The sequence below is a fragment of the Kineococcus indalonis genome, assembly GCF_009906395.1.
Classification (GTDB): Bacteria; Actinomycetota; Actinomycetes; order Actinomycetales; family Kineococcaceae; genus Kineococcus; species Kineococcus indalonis.
The window spans coordinates 1-1,314 of sequence record NZ_JAAALM010000774.1; the positions used below are offsets into that span (position 1 = coordinate 1).

Below are 1,314 nucleotides of genomic sequence, written 5' to 3' on the forward strand. Positions count from 1 at the left end.
GTGCCGGGCGGGACCCGGCGGGCTCAGGCGTGCTCGGGCACCCCCACGGGCGGGGCGTCGTGCGCGGCGGCGGGGTCCTCGCGGTCCTGCTCGGCGAAGAAGACCGACACCACGTCGAGCACCGCGCCGGCCAGGCCGGGCCGGACCGTCCACGGCTCCACCGCGGAGAGCACCCCCAGGCGCACCAGGGCCTGCACCGTCTCCAGGGCCGCGGGCAGGTGCTCGGCGTCGCCGGTGCTCTCCAGCACCGAGCGCAGCTGCGTGGTGGTCATCGGGTCCAGCACGGCGGCGGTGACCACGCTGAGGCCGCCGACGACGGCCGCCGGGGTGGTGGAGGCGGCGAGCACGTTGGTGATCGCGGAGGCCAGGGCGCGGGCGGCCACGTCCCGGCGCGGGTCCAGCTCGTGCAGGGCGTCCACCGGGCCGGGCACGTGGGTGCGCCCGTCGACGACCTCGACCACGCCGGCGGCCGCCCAGTCCAGCCACAGCGCCACCGGGTCCAGCGCGTCGCCGACCTCGGCGCGCAGCGCCTCCACGACGGGGCCGTCCACGACCGGTTCCTCCCCGACCGGGATGCCGGCGCGCAGCGCGCCCAGGGCGCGCAGCGCGCCGGCGACCACGGGCACGTCCTGCAGGTCGCGCAGCTCCTCCTCGCGCGGCACGGCCAGGGCCGCGGCCTCCAGGGCGTCCAGGACGCTGTGCTGGTCGGAGGCGGCGCCGGCGATGCCGCCGGAGGCGACGTCCAGGCAGTCGGCGAGCTCCTCGGGGTCGCCGCGCCAGGCGTCGGACTCCCCCAGGAACATCAGGTAGGTCGTCCAGGCGACGCGGACCTCGTCGACGAGCTCCTGGGGGTCCAGGCCGTTGTGCTCGGCGACGGCCGGGACGAGCTCGGTGAACAGCCGGCGCAGCTCGCCGGCGCTGAAGTGGGTGGCCGAGCTCTGGGCGACCTCCTCGCCGGAGTCGATGAGCAGCCAGCCCAGCGACTCCATGAGGCGGGCCTCCAGGTCCCCGGGGGCCAGGACCGCCTCCTCCTCCTCGGTCTCCAGGAAGGTGCGGTAGGCCACCTGCAGGTCGCCCAGGGCGCGCCCGCCGGTGCGCAGCGGCGACAGGCCCGGCGCGGTGCGGGAGCCGGCGGCGCGGCGGGCGGGCTTCTTCTTCTTCGGCACGGCGGGCACCTCGGCGTCGGGGGCGGTCCTGACCAACCCTACCCAGCGTGGCCGTCGCCGAGCACAACGGCCTGGACCCCCAGGAGCTCGTCGACGAGGTCCGCGTCGCCTGGACGACCTACCTGATGTTCCTGGGGGAGTCCGACGC

1 protein-coding gene is annotated in these 1,314 nt (G+C 76.9%); it reads right to left on the reverse strand.

What is annotated here, in order from left to right:
* Nucleotides 1–23 precede the first annotated feature (23 nt).
* Nucleotides 24–1,202 (reverse strand): hypothetical protein, encoded by a 1,179-nt coding sequence (locus GTR00_RS21020; protein ID WP_166613460.1) that lies wholly within the window; start codon nt 1,200–1,202, stop codon nt 24–26.
* Nucleotides 1,203–1,314: the final 112 nt, after the last annotated feature.